General features: G+C 69.1%; 16 protein-coding genes. 1 reads left to right on the top strand and 15 read right to left on the bottom strand.

Annotated elements, in window-relative coordinates; translation table 11 throughout:
• Nucleotides 1-550: 550 nt before the first annotated feature.
• Complete coding sequence (locus ABZX92_RS32575; RefSeq protein WP_355567865.1) at nucleotides 551-1,426, bottom strand: RNA polymerase sigma-70 factor; 876 nt, start codon at nucleotides 1,424-1,426, stop codon at nucleotides 551-553.
• Nucleotides 1,427-1,540: 114 nt separating this feature from the next.
• Between ABZX92_RS32575 and ABZX92_RS32570 the strand changes: the two genes are divergently transcribed.
• Nucleotides 1,541-2,014 carry a carboxymuconolactone decarboxylase family protein gene (locus ABZX92_RS32570; RefSeq protein WP_355567862.1) on the top strand — a complete coding sequence of 158 codons (474 nt, stop codon included), beginning with the start codon at nucleotides 1,541-1,543 and terminating at the stop codon, nucleotides 2,012-2,014.
• Here ABZX92_RS32570 and ABZX92_RS32565 read toward each other — a convergent pair.
• The 14 genes from ABZX92_RS32565 to ABZX92_RS32500 all read right to left on the bottom strand — a co-directional run bounded on the left by ABZX92_RS32565 (nucleotide 2,011) and on the right by ABZX92_RS32500 (nucleotide 18,477).
• Nucleotides 2,011-3,066 (bottom strand): amidohydrolase family protein, encoded by a 1,056-nt coding sequence (locus ABZX92_RS32565; RefSeq protein ID WP_355567900.1) that lies wholly within the window; start codon nucleotides 3,064-3,066, stop codon nucleotides 2,011-2,013. The genes ABZX92_RS32570 and ABZX92_RS32565 overlap by 4 nt on opposite strands.
• 2 nt (nucleotides 3,067-3,068) lie before the next feature.
• The gene (gene ffh, locus ABZX92_RS32560; RefSeq protein WP_355567859.1) at nucleotides 3,069-4,628 is read right to left on the bottom strand and encodes a signal recognition particle protein; all 1,560 of its coding nucleotides are present in this window, start codon (nucleotides 4,626-4,628) and stop codon (nucleotides 3,069-3,071) included.
• Between the two features lie 26 nt (nucleotides 4,629-4,654).
• Nucleotides 4,655-5,269, bottom strand: a complete 615-nt coding sequence (locus ABZX92_RS32555) for an HAD family hydrolase (protein ID WP_355567856.1) — start codon at nucleotides 5,267-5,269, stop codon at nucleotides 4,655-4,657.
• Nucleotides 5,266-5,826 carry an AAA family ATPase gene (locus tag ABZX92_RS32550; RefSeq protein ID WP_355567853.1) on the bottom strand — a complete coding sequence of 187 codons (561 nt, stop codon included), beginning with the start codon at nucleotides 5,824-5,826 and terminating at the stop codon, nucleotides 5,266-5,268. Before ABZX92_RS32550 ends, ABZX92_RS32555 begins: the two co-directional genes overlap by 4 nt.
• A 67-nt stretch (nucleotides 5,827-5,893) precedes the next feature.
• On the bottom strand, nucleotides 5,894-6,913 hold the full coding sequence (locus tag ABZX92_RS32545; protein ID WP_355567850.1) for a hypothetical protein: 1,020 nt from the start codon (nucleotides 6,911-6,913) through the stop codon (nucleotides 5,894-5,896).
• Between the two features lie 82 nt (nucleotides 6,914-6,995).
• Nucleotides 6,996-8,114: a hypothetical protein gene (locus ABZX92_RS32540; protein ID WP_355567848.1), complete on the bottom strand. Its 1,119-nt coding sequence runs from the start codon at nucleotides 8,112-8,114 to the stop codon at nucleotides 6,996-6,998.
• A gap of 248 nt (nucleotides 8,115-8,362) precedes the next feature.
• Nucleotides 8,363-10,687, bottom strand: coding sequence for a [protein-PII] uridylyltransferase (locus tag ABZX92_RS32535; RefSeq protein ID WP_355567845.1), 2,325 nt, complete (start codon nucleotides 10,685-10,687; stop codon nucleotides 8,363-8,365).
• Nucleotides 10,688-10,707: 20 nt separating this feature from the next.
• Complete coding sequence (locus tag ABZX92_RS32530) at nucleotides 10,708-11,046, bottom strand: P-II family nitrogen regulator (protein ID WP_045310575.1); 339 nt, start codon at nucleotides 11,044-11,046, stop codon at nucleotides 10,708-10,710.
• Nucleotides 11,043-12,380, bottom strand: coding sequence for an ammonium transporter (locus tag ABZX92_RS32525; protein WP_355567842.1), 1,338 nt, complete (start codon nucleotides 12,378-12,380; stop codon nucleotides 11,043-11,045). Before ABZX92_RS32525 ends, ABZX92_RS32530 begins: the two co-directional genes overlap by 4 nt.
• 101 nt (nucleotides 12,381-12,481) lie before the next feature.
• Entirely contained in the window at nucleotides 12,482-13,477 is a 996-nt protein-coding gene (locus tag ABZX92_RS32520; RefSeq protein WP_355567839.1) for a class I SAM-dependent methyltransferase, read from the bottom strand.
• Nucleotides 13,478-13,555: 78 nt separating this feature from the next.
• Entirely contained in the window at nucleotides 13,556-15,064 is a 1,509-nt protein-coding gene (locus ABZX92_RS32515; RefSeq protein ID WP_355567837.1) for an alpha/beta hydrolase, read from the bottom strand.
• A 115-nt stretch (nucleotides 15,065-15,179) separates the two neighbouring features.
• On the bottom strand, nucleotides 15,180-16,172 hold the full coding sequence (gene alc, locus ABZX92_RS32510; RefSeq protein ID WP_355567834.1) for an allantoicase: 993 nt from the start codon (nucleotides 16,170-16,172) through the stop codon (nucleotides 15,180-15,182).
• On the bottom strand, nucleotides 16,169-17,458 hold the full coding sequence (allB, locus tag ABZX92_RS32505) for an allantoinase AllB (RefSeq protein WP_355567831.1): 1,290 nt from the start codon (nucleotides 17,456-17,458) through the stop codon (nucleotides 16,169-16,171). The genes alc and allB overlap by 4 nt, the downstream gene beginning before the upstream one ends.
• Before the next feature lie 5 nt (nucleotides 17,459-17,463).
• Complete coding sequence (locus ABZX92_RS32500; protein WP_355567897.1) at nucleotides 17,464-18,477, bottom strand: glycerate kinase; 1,014 nt, start codon at nucleotides 18,475-18,477, stop codon at nucleotides 17,464-17,466.
• Nucleotides 18,478-18,485 lie beyond the last annotated feature (8 nt).

Raw genomic sequence — 18,485 nt, 5'->3', positions numbered from 1 at the left:
ACCTGCGGATGGACAGCTGGCAGTGGCACCCTCATGGTCAGCTCACCTCGCGATCGACGGCTTCTGAAGCACCGATGCACTGTCGGTGCCTCGCGATACGCTTGGAGTGGGGACCGCGATCCCCTTGGGGGACGTTGTTGCCCCCGAATCCGAGGCTACTGTGCGGCACCGACGGAAACCGGGCCAAGCATCTGGCCAAAAGATGGTCAGATCGGGTCCCCGCCGGGTGTCCTTCTCCTGGTGAACGGATCGGCAGTCAGAGCCTGCGACTAAACCTCGGCGGCGGGCCGATGTTGACGTAGGTGGCGTGCGGTGGGCGGCTGCTGCGAGGGCGGGAGCGCGGACGTAGGGACGGCACGGCGCGCGGGCGGACAGCGCGCGCACGGTGACTGCACGGGCGCACACGACCAGCCGGAACCTGCAGCAGCACGGTGGTGCAGGTGGCGACGGGAGCTGCTGTCCGCCAGCGGACCAGAAGCGACGATACGAGCGCGCGGATGGGATGCGCGCGCGTAGTGACGCCACGGTCGTACGCGACCAGGCGGGTTCCTCAGCGGCGCAGCGCGGTCGCCTGCTCCATGTGCGAGAGCTTCGCGGGGTTGCGCACCGCGTACAGGCCGCTGATCAGCCCGTTGTCGATGCGGAGAGCGATCACGGTGTCGAGCTCGCCGTCGAACCTGACGATCAACGCCGGGTGACCGTTGGCGCTGGCCGGTTCCATCGTCCAGCCGGAGACCTTGAGCATGCCGCCCAGGATCATGCGGGCGACCTTGTCCGAGCCGAGCACCGGGTTCGGGACCGCCTGCTTCACGCCGCCGCCGTCGCCCAGGAACACGACGTCCGGGGCGAGCAGGTCGAGGAGTCCCTGCAGGTCACCGGATTCGACCGCGCGCTGGAACGCGGAAAGGGCCTCGCGGGTGGCGGAAGCGGAGACACGGGCGCGCGGCCGGCGGGAGGCCACGTGGGAGCGGGCCCGGTGGGCGATCTGGCGAACGGCTGCCGGGTTCTTGTCCACGGCAAGCGCGATCTCGTCGTAGTCCAGGTCGAAGACCTCGCGCAGGACGAAGATCGCCCGTTCGGTCGGCGTCAGGGTTTCCAGCACGAGCATCATCGCCATCGAGACGCTGTCGGCCAGTTCGACGTCCTCGGCGACGTCCGGGGTGGTCAGCAGCGGTTCGGGGAGCCACGAACCGACGTAGGACTCCTTGCGGCGGCTCAACGTCCGCAACCTCGACAACGCCTGGCGCGTGACGATGCGGACCAGGTAGGCGCGGTGGTTCTCGACGACGCTCTGGTCGACGCCGGACCACTTGAGCCACGTCTCCTGCAGCACGTCCTCGGCGTCGGCTGCGGAGCCGAGCATCTCGTAGGCGATCGTGAAGAGCAGGTTGCGGTGGCTGACGAACGTGTCGGTGGCGGCGTCCATGGACACAAGACACCACCCGAACGAGGTTTGTGACAGTGGCATGGGTCACAGTCACAAAGCTCGGGGCACCGGCATCTCGTGGTCGTTCAAGCAAAAACCACGAGGGAGCACATCATGGAACCCCGCCTCGACCTCTTCAGCACCGAGACCGGCACCAAGATCGGGAAGCGGTTCGCCGGCCTGGGCATGGCGCTGCAGCAGTCGCCGCTGCCGAAGACCACGGCCGAGCTGGTCAGCCTGCGCGCCAGCCAGCTCAACGGCTGCGGCTTCTGCCTCGACATGCACGTCAAGGAGGCCATCGCGGCAGGTGAGGATCCGCTTCGGCTGCACCTGGTGGCCGGGTGGCGCGAGACCACGGTGTTCACCGAGGCCGAGCAGGCCGCGCTGGCGTTCGCCGAGGAAGGCACCGAGAACGTGAGCGTCAGCGACGACACCTGGGCGAACCTGCGCAAGCACTACGACGACGAGCAGACCGCCGCGCTGGTGTGCCTGATCGGGCTCATCAACGCGGCCAACCGGATGGCCGTGATCACGCACCAGAAGGGCGGTTCGTACCAGGCCGGAGCCATGGCGAACTTCGAGGGCTAGTGGATCCGGCCCCTGAGCATGATCATGCGCGGCGACCGCAGGACGTCGAGGTCGAGACGCGGATCCTCGTCGTAGACCACGATGTCCGCGGCCGCGCCTTCGGTCAGCGACGGGAAACCGAGCCACGAGCGGGCGTTCCACGACGCGGCGCCGATGGCGTCGGTCGTGCTCATGCCCACCCGGTGCAGCGCGGCGATCTCGTCGACGATGCGGCCGTGCTGGATGCCGCCGCCCGCGTCGGTGCCCGCGTAGACCGGCACGCCCGCCTCGATCGCCGACGACACGGTGGTCGACACGCGGGCGTGCAGGTCCCGCATGTGGTCGGCGTACGCGGGGTACTTGCTCGCCTTCTCCGCGATGCCGGGGAAAGTCTCGATGTTGATCAACGTCGGGACCAGCGCGGTGCCCCGCGAGGCCATCAGCGAGATCGTGTCGTCGGTCAGGCCGGTGCCGTGCTCGATGCAGTCGATGCCCGCGTTGATCAGGCCAGGCAGAGCGTCCTCGCCGAACACGTGGGCGGTCACGCGAGCACCGGCGGCGTGCGCGACCTTGATCGCGGACGCCAGCTCGTCGTCCGTCCACAGTGGAGCTAGATCTCCCACGCCGCGGTCGATCCAGTCACCGACCAGCTTCACCCAGCCGTCGCCGTGCGCGACCTGCTCGGCGACAGCCCCGGCCAGATCCGACTCGATCTCCACGCCGATGTACGGGATGTAGCGCTTCGGGCGGGCGATGTGCCGGCCCGATCGGATGATTCGCGGCAGGTCGAGGCGCTCCTGCAACGGCGTGGTGTCGATCGGCGAGCCGCAGTCGCGAATCAGCAACGTGCCCGCATCGCGGTCCGTGACGGCCTGCTCGACGGCCTCGGACAGCTCCACGCCACCCTTCGGACCCAGGCCGACGTGGCAGTGCGCGTCGACCAGGCCCGGCACGAGGAACCCGCCGTCGACCACGGTCTGCGCGCCCGGTACAGGCTTGGTGCGCACACGACCGTTGACGACCCACAGGTCTCGCGGCTCGCCGTCGGGAAGGACGACGCCGCGCAGGTGCATGGTCACTTCTTCTTGTCGTCGCCGTCGAACTTGAACTTCGACGGGTCGAAGCCGGGAGGAAGCTCGTTCATGCCGCCGCCGAGGCCCGGCAGGTTCGGCATCCCGCCGCCGGGGGGCATCCCGGGCAGGCCACCGGGCATGCCGCCGGGGAACATCCCGGGGAAGCCGCCCTTGATCTTGGGGGGCGTCGGGCCGCGTCCGCCCTTGCCCTTCTTCCCCTTCTTGCCCTTGCGGTTCTTGCTGCCGCCCCCACCGAAGCCCATCCGGCCGGCCATCGACGCCATCATCTTGCGGGCCTCGAAGAAGCGGGTGACCAGGTCGTTGACGTCGCTGACCTTGACGCCGGACCCGTTCGCGATGCGCAGCCGGCGGGAGCCGTTGATGATCTTGGGGTCGTCGCGCTCGGCCGGGGTCATGCCGCGGATGATCGCCTGGATGCGGTCGAGGTGCTTCTCGTCCAGCATGCCGAGCTGGTCCTTCATCTGACCGGCACCGGGCAGCATGCCGAGCAGGTTCGCGATCGGACCCATCTTGCGGATGGCGAGCATCTGCTCCAGGAAGTCCTCGAGCGTCAGCTGGCCGGTGTGCAGCTTCGCGGCGGCCTTCTCGGCCTGCTCCTGGTCGAAGTGCTGCTCGGCCTGCTCGATCAGCGTGAGGACGTCACCCATGCCGAGGATGCGCGAGGCCATCCGGTCCGGGTGGAAGACGTCGAAGTCCTCGAGCTTCTCGCCGTTGGACGCGAAGAGGATCGGCTGGCCGGTGACCTCGCGGACCGACAGCGCGGCACCACCGCGGGCGTCGCCGTCGAGCTTGGTCAGCACCACACCGGTGAAGCCGACACCCTCGGCGAACGCCGTGGCCGTGTTGACCGCGTCCTGACCGACCATCGCGTCGACCACGAACAGGACCTCGTCCGGGTTGACCGCGGCCCGGATGTCGATGGCCTGCTTCATCATCTCTTCGTCGACGCCCAGCCGGCCGGCCGTGTCGACGAGGACGATGTCGTGCTGCTTGGCCTTGGCTTCCTCGATGCCGCGGCGCGACACCGCGACCGGGTCACCGACGCCGTTGCCGGGCTCGGGAGCGAATACGGGCACACCCGCGCGCTCACCGACGACCTGGAGCTGCGTGACGGCGTTCGGGCGCTGCAGGTCGGCCGCGACGAGCAGCGGCGTGTGCCCCTGCCCCTTCAGCCACTTGGCGAGCTTGCCCGCGAGCGTCGTCTTACCGGCACCCTGCAGACCCGCCAGCATGATCACCGACGGCGGGTTCTTGGCGAGGTTCAGCCTGCGGGTCTCGCCGCCGAGGACGTTGACGAGCTCCTCGTTGACGATCTTCACGACCTGCTGCGCCGGGTTCAGCGCCTGGTGGACCTCGGAGCCCTTGGCCCGCTCCTTCACCTTGGCGATGAAGTTGCGCACAACGGGCAGCGCGACGTCGGCCTCGAGCAGGGCGACCCTGATCTCGCGCGCGGTCGCGTCGATGTCGGCGTCGCTGAGCCGGCCCTTGCCGCGAAGGCCCTGGAGAACCGTGGTCAGCCGGTCGGAAAGCGTGGAGAACACGTCGTCCAGACTAGCTAACCGCGCCTTCACCCGATCCCGTGGCTCGCAAGGGCCTCCAGGAGCACCGGCTCACGGCGTCCGACCGGAGCAGTCGCGATCTGCGCGAACCGCAACCCCGCCGCCACCGCCGCACCGTCCGACACCGGGTCGTCGCCGACGTACAAGCACTCGGACGGATCAACGTCGAGCCGCACGCAAGCCGCCTCGAACGCCCGGGCAGAAGGCTTCGACACCCCGATCTCGAACGACAACGCGAAGGCGTCCACGGACAGCGACTCGCGCGAGAACACCGACCTGATGTCCCACGAGATGTTGCTGAGCACCCCGACCTTCAACGGCCGCGCGACCGCCAAAGCCGAAGCAGCATCGGGGTACGGCAGCCAGAACGCCGGATCGTGCAGGCGCTGGAACAGGGCGTCCGGCATGGTGAGGCCGGCCAGCCGGAACAGGGTCCAGTAGGCCGACCGGTTGGCCAGCGGTGTCAGATCCCGCGCCTCCCAGACCGCGCGCTCGGAAGAGTTCATCCGGGCGATGTACGGGCCCGGCGCGCGCAGCACGGAGAGGTGCGGCGGCGAGAGCCAGCGCGAAGCCGGACGCCCGAACAGGGTGCCTGCGAAGTCGAAGAGGACAGCCTTGATCACGACACCATGATGCGCAGACCACCCGAGGTTCCCGCACGGGTGAGCAGCGTCACGCCGCTGAAGCCGAAGGGCACCCAGCCCGCCTCGAACTGGGCGCGCATCGACGTGCCCCGCCGGACGTGCCGCTCGAAGGCGTGCGTGCGGACGACGCGGCGGCGGGCGATCTGGCCGTCCAGGGCCTGGGCCGCCGAGGCGTCCAGCCACAGGAAGTGGCGGGAGCGCCCCGACAGCACGCCCGCCAGCACGAGCATGAAACGCGTGCCGGGACGGGTCGACGGCTCGTGCACCACCAGCAGTCCGGCGCAGAAGAGCGCTGACCAGAACACCCGCAGCCGGTGCGTGAGATGCACGAAGACGCGCCAGTACTTGTACGGCAGCGGCACGCGCGGTTCGAGCCACATGCGGACCTGGTCGGAGTCGAGCACGGTGACCGGTTCGTCCGCGTCGAGGCGGGTGAGCAGCGTCGTCTTGCCCGCGCCGGGGATACCGGCGAGGACGACGAGCGAGCGCGGCCGCACCCGGACAGCGGTGGTCTGCGTGTTCAACACGGCGGTCATGTCCTAGAAGACGTGTTGACCTTCGTTCTCGTTCAGTTTGGTCCGAATTCAGGGGAAATGCACAGGTTCAGCGCCACACGACTGCCCGCCAGGTGCCGTCGGCGAAACCTGCGATGCCGATGACCTGGCCGTTCTCCGCCAGGCCCGAGACGGCACTGCGGTTCGAACCCGCGAGCACCGGCAACGCCGTCTGCGCTCCGGCGGAGTTCCACGTCACAGCCCACGACCCCGCTGTGCCCGCGATCACACCAGCGTTGTTGATCTTGCTGGCCGCGGACGGAGCCGGAGCGAGCGGCTGGGCGGTGGTGAGCTCGGACGCCTCCCAGCGGACCGCCCGCGAACCCGAGACGCCGACTGCCCAGCCGTTGTCGGAGATGTCACGCGGACTGCTGCCCGCGCCCAGCGAGGAGCGGCGGCGGCCGAGCCACAGCACGCCTTCGCCTCCAGACGCGCCCACGGCGTCGGCGGCCTCGTTGTGGCCGGACAACGTCGCGCCGTGGTTGTCGTACACGTACAGACCGCCGGACCACCGCGCGGGCTGATCGCCCGAGTAGCCGATCACCGTGCCGGACTCCGTGAGGTAGCGGCCGGAACCCTCGCCGAGAACGGTGGCGACTCCGGCGCTGTCCCAGACGACCGCGTGGCCGACGCCGTTGATCACCGCGCTGCCGGTCACCGAGCCCGAGTCGTTGACGTCGTGGGCAACGCCGCTCTCCGCGCCCGGCGTGGTCAGCACCGTCAGCGAACCGCTGAAGTCCCACCGGGCCGGTTGGGCGCGACCAGCGGAGTCGACCGCGTAGCCGACGACGACACGCTGACTGTTGATCGCCGCGGCCCACGTGTCGGACCCGAGGTCGTTCAGCTTCCTGATCGGCGCGCCGGGATCCCAGCGAACCGCGTGCTGTGCGTTTCCGGCGTTCGTCGAAACCCCTGCGACGGCGCCACCTTCGTTGATGTCCTGCGCGGTGCTGCGCACGTCACCCGGCAACGTGCCGAGGTCCTCCACGCCCACCGCGGCATGCGCGACCGGCGCGGAGAAGGTGACGGCAGCGGCCACGACGCAGGCCAATGACAGTTTGTTCTTCACGATGCATACCCCCAGCTTCGCGAATCCCTTACCGCCACCCTGCCCGCGGCGCGCCGCCGATGTCCAGCAAGCTGTCTCGTTGTCAGCGCCAGAGAACCGCTTGCGGGAAGCCACCTTCGTGCACGATGCCCGCGGTCAGGCCGGAACGGTTGACCAGCGAGGCCGTCGCGGCGCCACCAGAGGTCTTCGCCAGCACGACCAGCCTGTCGCCGGCGGTCCAGCGCACCGGGAACCCGTGCGACTCACCGACCGCGAGACCGGCGTTGTTGATCGACAGCACCTTGCTGCCGCTGCCGTCCTCGGGATCGCGGGGAGCCTCGGGCAGCGACCGGATCGAACCGTCCGGGCGCCAGCCCCCCGGCAGCCAGCGGGGCTCCTTGGTCAGGCTGTCGCCCACGACCTGGCCGGAGTCGTTGACGTCGTACGCGTGAGCGCTTCCACCGGATCCCACGCCGAGAGCGTCCAGACCACCGGATGCGTTGCTGCGGAACGGGAACGTCTGCGTGGTGCGCGGGTCGTAGCCGGACCCGACGACCACACCGGACGCGTTGATCGCCGCGAGCTCGACGGTCCCGCCGAACGTGCCGAGGTCGGCGACGCGCCCCTGGGCGTCCCAGCGCACGACGTGGACGCTGTCGTCGGCGAAGGTCGCCACGCCCGCGACGACACCGCGGTCGTTCACCTTGACCGCGCTGGCGGTCCAGGCACCCGCGGGCGTGGGCAGCACGATCAGCTTGTTGGCGGCGGTCCACTTCACCGCCTTGCGTTCCTGACCGACGACCGCGTCGCCGACGATCACATCGGTTTCGTTGACGTCCCACGCACGGGTCGCGGTGACGCCCGGCGGCGTGGCCAGCACGGTGACCTCGGCACCGTTCCACCGGACCGCGGGCCAGTCGAACGTCGTCCGAGCAGCGGCACCTACGACCGTTCCCCTGTTGTTGATGTCGTACACCGTCGACTCACCGCCGCCGAGATCCGGCAGCTTGGTGATGCCGCCGTCCCGGTTCCACCTGACGGCGTGCCGGCTGTTCCCGGTCATCGACTCGCCGGCGACATCGCCGGCGTCGTTCATCGCGGACACCCTGCTGCCGAGGTCTCCTGGCAACCGGCCCAGCTCGACGAACCCGGGTGCGGCGGCAGCGGGCGCCGCCATTCCCAGTACCAGTGACGCGGACAGGACGAGAACGGATCTGCGCACTGAGGCCCTCCCAAGCCCGTTGGCGCACAAGGGGGAAACACCGGCCGGAGAGCCCGGCGGTGTCATTGCGCGGTGCCTCCCCCGGCGCCACCAATGATCACTCGCCAGCCTGCCCCGGCCGGGTCAACCCGTCCAGAAAGTGTTCCACCCCTCGAGGACGCTTTCCGGACACCACGAAGACTGCCGGGTGCCGGAAGCGGAAAGGAGCGTGAGCACCCCGAGTGGTTGTGCGTAGAGCTACTCAACTGCTACTTGGCCGCGTCGAGCACAGCCCGTTCGATCCGCTTCCGATCCAGATCCGTCGCCGTGATGCTGAACGAGTCGACCACCGTCGCACCCAGCGTGGACACCCGCGCCCACTGCACGTCGACCCCGCACTGCTCCAACGCGCCGGCGATGTGGTGCAGCAACCCGATCCGGTCGGCCGCACGCAGCTCCAGCACCACCGCTCCGGTCGCCTCGTCGTCGAACCACAGCACCCGAGCGGGTGGCGGGTCGAGCGGCGGGCCGCCGTAGTCGCGTTCCTTCGCGGCGAGCTTGTCCGCCAACGGCAACGAGCCCTCGATCGCCCGCGCCAGCTGTTCACGCAGCAGCGAGGCGTCCGGGAGCGAGCCGAACCGCGGCGACACCGTGAACGCGTCCACCGTCGCGCCACCGTGCGAGCGCAACGTCGCCGCGTGCACCTCCAGCGAGTTCAACGCCAGCACGCCCGCGGCCTTGGACAGCACGCCCGGCCGGTCCGGCGCGAGCACCGTCACGACCGCCGCGTGGTCCTGCTTCTCCAGCAGCACTTCCGGTTTTCCGGACGCCGCGACACGTTCCGCCATCGCGACGTGCGCCGGGTCGAGCGGTTCCGGCTTGGGCAGCGCCTCCCCTGCCATCGCCTTGCGGCAGCGCGCGACCAGGTCGGCCATCAGCGCGGCCTTCCAGTCCGTCCACACGCCCGGCCCGGTGGCGATGGAGTCCGACTCCGCCAGCGCGTACAGCAGTTCCAGCAGAACCGCGTCGCCACCGAGCGTCTCCACAACGCGGTGCACGGTCGCCTCGTCCTCGACGTCGCGCCGTGTCGCGGTGTGCGGCAACAGAAGATGGTGCCGGACCAACATCGAGAGCGTCTCGACGTCCTGCGGCCACAACCCGATCCGCTCACCGATCTGGGTCGCGAGAGCAGCGCCCACCTCGGAGTGGTCCTGCTGCCGGCCCTTGCCGATGTCGTGGATCAACGCGCCCAGCAGCAACAGGTCAGGCCGTGACACCGTTGTCGCCAGCCGTGCCGCGTGCGCGACGGTCTGGACGAGATGCCGGTCGACCGTCCACATGTGCGCGGCGTCACGCGGAGGCAGATCACGGACAGCACCCCATTCGGGGAACAGCCGTCCCCACAAACCCGTGCGGTCCAACGCTTCCACGACGTCGACGAGCCCGCTGCCGCTGCCCAGCAACGCCAGCAGCTCCTCGCGGGCCTCGCGCGGCCACGGCTGGCGCAGCTCCGGGGCCGAGTCCGCGAGCCGCGTCAACGTTCCGGAAGCGATCGGGTGCTTCGAGCGCGCGGCCGCCGTGGCCACGCGCAGCAACAACGCGGGGTCACGGCTGGGGATCGCGTCACGAGCCAGCGACACCTCAGAACCATGCAGCACAACGCCTTCGTCCAGCGGTCGGCGCGGCGGCTGTCCACGGAGGAACGCACCGAGCCCGCGTTTCGGCGCGGCGGCACGAGCCGCCCGCGTCGCCACGTCGAAGGCGTAGACGACAGTCCGCGCGGCAGAAGAAAGTGAACGGGCCAACGCAAAGCGGTCGGCCAGACCGAGAGCGGAGGCCACCTCGTCACCGTCCTGCGCCCGCAGCACATCGCGGGGCTTCCGGGCGACCCGGCGGAGTTCGGTCCGCACGTCCAGCAACAGCTTGCGCGCCTCGCCGACGTCGGCAGAGGGCCGATCCACGAGCTGTGCCAACGAAAGCGCGTCCAGAATGGTCAGGTCGCGCAACCCGCCACGCCCGTGCTTCAGGTCGGGTTCGACGCGATGGGCGATCTCGCCGCTGCGGGCCCAGCGCTTCTGCGACGACTCGGCGATCTCGTCCAGCCGGTTGCGGACGTTGCCGCGCCACGCCTGCTTCGCACCGTCCGCGAGCTTCTGAGTGACCTCCTGGTCACCCGCGACGTGCCGGATGTCCAGCAGTCCCAGCGCGGTCCGCAGATCACCGGCGGCGACCCGGAGAGCCTCACCGACCGTGCGGACCGAGTGGTCGAGCCCGATGCCGGAGTTCCACAGCGGGTACCAGAGCTTCTCGGCGATCTCGTCGATGTTCTTGACGCCGTTGTGCACCAGCACGAGATCCAGGTCGGAGTAGGGCACGAGCTCGCGCCGCCCCAGCCCGCCGACCGCCACGAGCGCGATACCCGATCCGGATATCCCCGCTCCCCCCGCGTGTTTGGTCAACCAGAACTCGTGCAGGTCCACGAGTGCTTCGCGCAGAGGTTCGGCGGCCAAGCGACGACGACCTGGCACGAGCAGCCTTTCGCGTGCTCGCACCAGGTCGTCAGCCGTGACGACGGCCGTTTCGTTGTTCTCCACGGGCCGTCTCCTCAAGAAATTTAAAGCGCGTCCGATCCACGTTCTCCCGTGCGCACACGGACAACTGTGTCGACCGGAGTCACCCAGACCTTGCCGTCACCGATCTTGCCGGTGCGGGCGGCCTCGACCACCGCTTCGAGCACCTTGTCGACCTGGTTGTCGTCGATGACGACCTCGATCTTGATCTTGGGTACGAAGTCCACGGAGTACTCGGCACCCCGGTAGACCTCGGTGTGGCCCTTCTGGCGGCCGTAGCCCTGGACCTCGCTGACGGTCATGCCCAGCACCCCGAGCTGTTCGAGGGAGCTCTTCACGTCGTCCAGCGTGAACGGCTTGATGATCGCGGTGACCAGCTTCATTTCTTGTTGCTCCCCTCGAGAACCGCGGTCGCGCCCGCGGTCACACTGCCCTTGTTCGCACCGCGAGCGCTGGAGAACGCGCCGAACTCGTAGGCCGACTCAGCGTGCTCCGCCTCGTCGATACCCGCGACCTCGGCCTCTTCGTCGACGCGGAAGCCGACCGTCTTGTTGACCACGAACGCGATGATGAACGTGACGACGAACGAGAAGGCGAGCACCGAGACGGCCGCGATCGCCTGCTTGCCCAGGAGGCTGAAGCCGCCGCCGTAGAACAGGCCGTCCGCGCCGGCCGAGTTGACGCTGGTGGTGCCGAAGAAGCCGATCAGCAGCGTACCGACGAGGCCGCCGACCAGGTGGACGCCGACGACGTCGAGGGAGTCGTCGTAGCCGAAGCGGAACTTGAGGCCGACGGCGAGGCTGCACAGCGCACCGGCGATGACACCGATCGCGATGGCACCGAGCGGGCTGACGAACGCACAGGCGGGCGTGATCGCGACGAGGCCGGCGACCGCACCGGACGCGGCACCCAGGGTGGTCGGCTTGCCGTCGCGGAACTGCTCGACGAGCAGCCAGCCGAGGACGGCGGCGGCGGTGGCGACGGTGGTCGTCGTGAACGCGACGGCGGCGGTCTCGTTGGCACCCAGCGCCGAACCGGCGTTGAAGCCGTACCAGCCGAACCACAGCAGAGCGGCACCGAGCAGCACGAACGGCAGGTTGTGCGGCCGCATCGGCTCCTTCGGCCAGCCCCGGCGCTTGCCCAGCACCAGCGCGACCGCGAGACCCGCGGCACCGGCGTTGATGTGGACCGCGGTACCACCGGCGAAGTCGAGGGCCTTCAGGTTGTTCGCGATCCAGCCACCGACGACGGAACCGTCAGCGCTGGAGAAGGCGAACACCCAGTGCGCGACCGGGAAGTACACGATCGTCACCCAGAGACCGATGAACAGCGTCCAGCCCCAGAACTTGGCGCGGTCCGCGATCGCACCGGAGATCAGGGCGGGCGTGATGATCGCGAACATCAGCTGGAACATCACGAACGCGAGCACCGGGAACTGGTGGTCGGCCGGGCCGGTCAGCGCACCGAGCACGCCCTTCAGCCCGATGTTGTCGAAGTTGCCCAGCAGGCCGGCGCCGACGTCGTTGCCGAAGGCGAGGCTGTAGCCGTACAGCACCCAGAGGATGCTGACCACGGCCAGGGAAATGAAGCTCATCATGAGCATGTTCAGGACGCTCTTGGAACGGACCATGCCTCCGTAGAAGAAGGCGAGGCCCGGCGTCATGAGCATGACCAGCGCCGCGCTGATCAACACCCAGGCCGTGTCACCTGTGTTCACTTGGACCTCCACTGCACGTCGGTTGCAGGGAGCATCGAGACGTCCTGTTTCACTCGCTTACGTGGAACGTTTCGCGGAGGTGAACTGTCGGGCGCACCTTGTTACGAGCACGTTTCGCGGGGTTTGCGCACGACGGCGCACCGGCCGAAATCGGTCGACGCGATCCGCACCAGCTCGAAACCCACAGTGACCGCTTCACCCACCAGGTCCTCCGCCGGTCGGCCGAACGGCACACCCCAGCCTTGGTAGACGAGCCGCCGCAGCAGGTAGGCACCGAGCCCGTCGCCTTCGGGTGCGGCCTCCATCTCCTGCATGAACAGCTCGCCACCGGGTTCCAGCGCGCCGAGGATCATCGCGAGCGTGCCCGGCCGGCTGTCCTGCGGGAAGAACGGCTGAGCCCAGAACGCGCCGGCGAACGCGTCACGCTCCGTGAACTCACGCGCGTCCTGGCAGCGGATGTCGACGCGGTCGGCGACGCCCAGCTCCTCGGCCCGGCGCTGGGCCTCCTTGGCCACGGCCGGCAGCAGCTCGATCGCGGTCGCCCGCATCTCCGGATGCGAGGAGGCGAGCGAGAGCGTGGCGCCGGCGACCCCGCAGCCGACGTCGAGCCAGCGGCCACGGCTGATCGCGGCCGGGATCTCGTCGAGCTGGGCGAGCAGCAGCCCGTAGACGGTCGCGCCGATCTCCCCCGCCCTGCCTCCAGCGGCACGGGCGATGGCCAGCGCGTCGGGTTCGGTCAGCGGCGCGTCGATCTGCGGCACCGCGCGCAGCAGCACCAGCGCGTTGTCCACGGCGTCGTCCAGGCCGATGAACGCGTCGTCCGAGCTGAACTCGCGGAATTCCGCGGTGAGCTGCACGGTCTCGGAAACCTCGGAGACGCCGTGCGCGGCCAGCACGTCGACGACATCCCGCACGCGCGCCACCGGCAAGTCGGAGAAGGAGGCCAGCGCGTCGAACGAGCGGGGTTCGCGCAGGAACCGCAGCCACCCCTTCTCCCGCAGCGCGTCGACGAGGGCCAGCATCTGGGCACCCGCCGACCAGGACGACAGCTTCGCCTCAGCGGCCATGGCGAGCTGGAACCGTTCCACCGGAGTCATGACCGCCATGATCGCGAATTCCGCACGACTGTGCCCCCGGTGCGCGCACCAGGGGCACAGTTCACGACACTTTCGGGCCTAGAACGGTCCGGCGATCTGCGGCTCGGCCGACTGGATCGACGTCTCCGGCGCGGGCTCGACCGCCGCACAGGAGGTGCCACTCCTGGGCAGCTTCAACCCGACCAGGTACTCGTTGTTGATCTTCAGCGTGCACTCGCTGCGGTCGTACACGCCGTGGCCCCAGCCTTCGTAGGTCACGAAGACGGTGGCCTCACGGGACTGCCGGTGCGCGTTGACCGCCCACTCGTAGACCGTCGCCGGGTCGTGCTTGGCGTTGGTCATCAGGATCTTCGGCGAGCCCTTGGCGATCTTCAGCGGGCGCTGCGGGTTCGTGGCCTTCGGGAACCCGACACAGCCCATCGTGGCGCCGTGGCCGAGCGACGAGCCGCGGGTGTTCGGCGCGACGCGGTTCTCCATCGCGTTGAGCGCCTGGTACTCACCCCACGAGCTGACGCGCAGGTTGTAGTCGTTGCAGAAGATGCCGGGGAACGGGTTCGGCCGCGTCTCGGCGGCGAGCTTCGCCGGCACCGGGTTGCCGGCGATGAGCTGCGCGATGAAGTCCGCGAACTGCTTCCACGCCGGGCCGTAGGCCATGCCCACCACGCTGCCGCCGAGCTCTTCGGCGGTCACCACCCGGCCGTTGTCCTTGATCTCACCGCGGTCGGCCTTGGCGAGCAGGTCCTTCCAGATCTTGCGCAGGTCCTTGCCGTGGAACGGCGACGACGCGTCGCGGTCGCTCCACTTGACCCACTCGTTGAACACGTCCTCCGCGCCACGAGCCTCGGTCTCGACGAACTTCCACGTGCCGAGGCTGTGGTCCATGTTCGAGTCGATGATCATGGCGCGGATGTTGCGGCCGAACCGCTCCGCGTAGTGCTGCCCCATGATCGTGCCGTACGAGACGCCGTAGTAGTTGATCTTCTTCTCGCCGAGCGCACGACGGATCGAGTCGATGTCCTGCGCCACCTCGGCGGTCGAGGCGTGGTCGAAGATCGCGCCGGTCTGCTGCCGGCAGTCGGCGCGCAGCTCCTTGTTGAACGCCACCAGCTTGTCGAACTCCGCCGCCGTCTTCGGGTAGTCCGAAGGCGACTTGGCCAGCAGGTCGGCCGAGCACTTGATCGGCGAGGTGCGGGCGACGCCACGCGGGTCGAACCCGATGACGTCGAACTTGTCGACGATCTCCTTGCTGAAGTAGCGGTCGGCGCCGAACGAGAAGTTGACGCCGGAACCGCCAGGGCCACCGGGGTTGATGACCATCGCGCCGATCTTGTTCGCCTGGTCGTTCGCTTTTCTCCGCGACACGGCCAGCTGGAACTTCTCCCCGTTCGGCTTGGCGTAGTCGACCGGCAGCTCGAGGAAGCCGCAGTCGATCGTGGGCACCTCGGCGCACGGCTTCCAGTCGATCGCGCCGACCTTGTACTCCGGCTCCTGCCGCTCTTCCGGAGCCGCGAACGCGAGCGACGAACTTCCCAGCACCAAAGCAGAACTCGCGAGCGCGGCCCCGAAGACGCGCAACATCGGTTGCATGGATTTCCTCCCTAGATCCCCAAGCACTCCGGGAGGAAACGCTCTCAGCGGCCATGTGACGCGGACAACCGACCGAGGTAGGGAGAAATATCAGACCGTAGTCTGACAACCACCGTCAGCTACCACTTTTGGCCCACAACGATCGTAGGTGTGCTGCCCCGTCGTTCGTAGGGGTACCTAGTACTCGCAGCCGAGCCATGCCGCCGTCGGGGTAGATGTCGAGCCGGACGTGCGTCGCCTCGACGGAGTCCACGACGAACCGGTGCCGCGTGTCGGGCTGCAGCCGGGTGCGCGGCAGAACGTCGAACCAGGCGTCCGGATCCTTGCGCTCGTCGCAGCCGCTCACCGACGCCCAGCCCGGCGCGTTGCCCTTGAAGTGGCTGGTGTCGAGCTCGACCAGCTGCACCACACCGGGCGCGGCGAGCTTCACCGACACCCAGTCGTTCCCGTCGTCGCGGCGCCGCGCGGTTTCCCAGCCTTCGCCCATGACCGTGGCCTGACCAGGGGCGATGAGGTTGTTGGGCGAGCTGTAGAACATGTTGCTGCAGCCCGTGACGACCGCGCCGTTCTCCAGTGCGGCGAGATCGACGCCGGGGACGAGCAGCCGCGGGTCGGCGACCGGTTCACCGTGCACGCGCAGCCGGGCGACGCCGCCGTCCGGGTCGATCGTGAGCCGGACGTGCGTGACCCGGCGGCCTTCGGTCACGTCGAAGTGGTGCTTCTCGTCGCCCTTCAACGCCGACCGTTCGACCAGCGGGAACCACTCGGTGATCTCGTCCGCCGTCGGGTAGCCCTCGGCCTGAGCGCCCTCGACCCAGCAGAACGGCGGGTAGTTGCCCTTGAAGAACGCCGTGTCGACCACGACTCCGCGCACCACACCGGGCATGCCGAGCCGGATCACGGCCTGGTCGACGCCCGCTTCCCGGCGCCGCCTGGTCTCCCAGCCGTCGTAGATCTGTCCTTTGTGGCCGAAGGTGTAGGTCTGGTAGACCGGCTCGGCGGGCTTGATCAGGTTCTCCCGCTCGGCGAACAGCTCGTCGTTCGCCCACACCACACCACCCCCGACCGCGCGCGAGGCGAGATCGGGCAGCCGGGTCCACTCGGTCATGCTTCTCCTCGTTTGAGCAACTTGCCTTTGGTCGTGCTGATTTCCTTGCCGCGCAACCAGGTTTGCCTGACCAGGCCGTGCAACTCACGCCCGTGATACGGCGTGACCGGGTTGCGGTGGTGGAGCGCGTTCTTGTCCACCACGAACTTCTGGTCCGGCGCGAACACCACGAGGTCCGCGTCCTTGCCGACCTCGATCGCGCCCTTGCTCTCCAGCCCGACCTGGCGGGCCGGGTGCGTCGCCATCCAGCGGACGACGTCGGTGAGGTGGAAGCCGCGTTCCCGGGCACCCGTCCACACCGCGGGCAGCCCGAGCTGCAGCGATGCGATGCCGCCCCAGGCCGTGGCGAAGTCGCCTGCCTTCAGCTCGACCGTGCTCGGCGAGTGGTCACTCACGACGAGCTCGATCACGCCTTCGCGCAGTCCCTGCCACAACGCCTCGCGGTTCTCCGCCTCGCGGATCGGCGGGCAGCACTTGAACTCCGTCTGCCCGTCGTGGATCTCCTCGGCGGTGAACGTGAGGTAGTGCGGGCAGGTCTCCGCGGTCACCGGCAGCCGGTCGCGGTGCGCTCCCTCGATGATGTGCAGCGCGTCCGACGACGACAGGTGCAGGATGTGCGTCCGCGCGCCGGTCTTGCGGGTCAGCTCGACGACATCGCTGATCGCCCGGTTCTCCGCCTCGCGCGGACGTGACGCCAGGAACCCCGGGTAGTCCGGTTCCGACTCACGAACCGTGTGCGCATCCTCGGCGTGCACGATCGTCAGCGCGTCGAGGGTCGCCATCTCTCGCAGTGCCGCTTCGAGCTCGGCCTTGGTGACCGCCGGGAACTCGTCCACGCCCGAGTGCAGCAGGAAGCACTTGAAGCCGAACACGCCGGCCTCGTGCAGCGGCTTCAGGTCCGCGAGGTTGCCGGGGACGATCCCGCCCCAGAACCCGACGTCCACCGACACGTTCGCCGCCGCTTTGCGCTTGATCTCCAGCGCTGCGAGCTCGACCGTCGGCGGGATGCTGTTCAGCGGCATGTCGATGATCGTCGTGACGCCACCGGCAGCAGCCGCGCGAGTCGCGGTCTCGAAGCCCTCCCACTCGCTGCGGCCAGGGTCGTTGACGTGCACGTGCGTGTCGACCAGGCCAGGCAGCAACACCTCGTCGTCCGCGAGGTGCACGACGTTCGGCGACTCGATGAAGGGCTCGACGGCGACGATCTTGCCGTCGACGACACCGACGTCGCAGGCGATCTCGCCCTGAGGGGTGATGACCCTGCGGGCGCGGAAGACCAGGTCCATGTCCCTCACTCTGACACCCAGTCGCGGGCGATGCGACCGCCGAGAACGCCCAGGAGCGAATCTGCCTGGGCCATGCAGCGCGTCACGTCCGGCTCGATGTCCAGCAACGCGTAGGCGGCCTTGAGCCCCAGCTCGCCGGGTGCGACCGAGCACTGGCCGGCCACCGCGACCACCGGCACGTCTCCTGAAGCCTTGACCACGCCGTACGGCGCCTTGCCGTGCCGGGTCTGCGCGTCCAGTGATCCTTCGCCCGTGACCACCAGACGCGCGTCCCGGACGGCCTCTTCGAAGCCGACCAGCTCCAGCACCACCTCGATGCCCGGCCGGAACCTCGCGCCGAGGACCGCCAGCGCCGCGAACCCGATCCCGCCCGCCGCGCCCGCACCAGGCCGTGCTGCGTACTCCGGCCCCACCCGTTGCGCGAAAGCCTCAAGCCGCGCTTCGAGAATCTCGACCTGTTCGGGTGAAGCACCCTTTTGCGGCCCGTACACCGCGGCCGCGCCGGTAGGACCCAGCAGCGGGTTGTCCACGTCCGACGCCAGCACGAGATCGACGCCGGAGAACGACGACTTGGCGAGCGCCTCCAGCATCCCCGCGCCGCCGTCCGTGCACGCGCTGCCGCCCAGGCCGAGGACGATCGTGGTGCAGCCGACGTCCAGCGCGGCCTTCAGCAGCTCGCCGACGCCGTAGCTGGTCGCTTCGAGAGGCGCGGGTTCGTCCAGCAACGTGAGCCCGGCCGCCGCGGCCACCTCGACCACGGCGGTCTTGTCCCGCACCGCGAACGACGCGGGCACCGGCCTGCCGACCGGGCCGGTGACCCAGCGCCCGACCTTGACGAACCCGGCGGCGACGGCGGCGTCGACGGTGCCGTCGCCGCCGTCCGCCACCGGCACGCAGCGCACGTCCAAGTCCGGGACCACCTCCCGCAGGCCACGGGCCACAGCCTCCGCGACCTGCGGGGCGCTGAGCGACCCCTTGAACTTGTCCGGCGCAACAACCACGACGCTGTTTTCTGCCACGCGGGGGC

It is taken from the genome of Lentzea sp. NPDC006480 (assembly GCF_040611995.1).
GTDB lineage: Bacteria > Actinomycetota > Actinomycetes > Mycobacteriales > Pseudonocardiaceae > Lentzea.
This window is presented reverse-complemented; position numbering and strand designations above follow the sequence as displayed.